The organism is Spirosoma jeollabukense, from assembly GCF_054777855.1.
Genome location: NZ_BAAHAD010000123.1, coordinates 1 through 518, shown reverse-complemented (window position 1 = coordinate 518; position 518 = coordinate 1). Strand labels below are relative to the sequence as shown.

General features: G+C 25.7%; 1 protein-coding gene. It reads left to right on the top strand.

Features of this window, described 5'->3' with window-relative positions; genetic code table 11:
* Window positions 1–275 (top strand): hypothetical protein (locus ACYVEA_RS34860; RefSeq protein ID WP_461117946.1); only part of this gene is annotated, 275 nt, incomplete at its 5' end.
* Between the last annotated feature and the right edge of the window lie 243 nt (window positions 276–518).

The following is a 518-nucleotide window of genomic DNA, read 5'->3' as shown; positions in this document are numbered from 1 at the left end:
TTGTAGATAACCCTGATATAACAACACCATGTAGGTTAACTGAAGGTATGTTATATGAATTCAATAGTTTACACTATCTATTTACTGAAGAATTTTTATCTTCATTAACTTTGGATTGTTTAAACCCTATTACCTCAGAGGTTTTAGAACAATTAAAAGCCGAACTGCTTGTGGGGGACGCTTTTCTTCTGGACTGCGGTCTGGATATCATAGTAGGTATGAATCCCATATCTCAAGGCGTGTTAGAAAGTCAAATTCTTCTATTATATATTTAAACTATTTTTTTTTCTATAGATAATGGTTGTTTTATATTATGAACAAATTAAGGCTAAAGTTACAAAAAAAAAAATTAATGTGTTGTGTGAAAAAATTAATTATTATTTTATAAAGGTTTGAAAGTTAATAAAAATATATTTTTGTATATTAAAGTGTTTATATATATATATATTTTTTATGAGAATTTTTAAAAGTCATCCTTTATTAAGATTAGTTAATTCCTATGTTATAGATTCACCTAC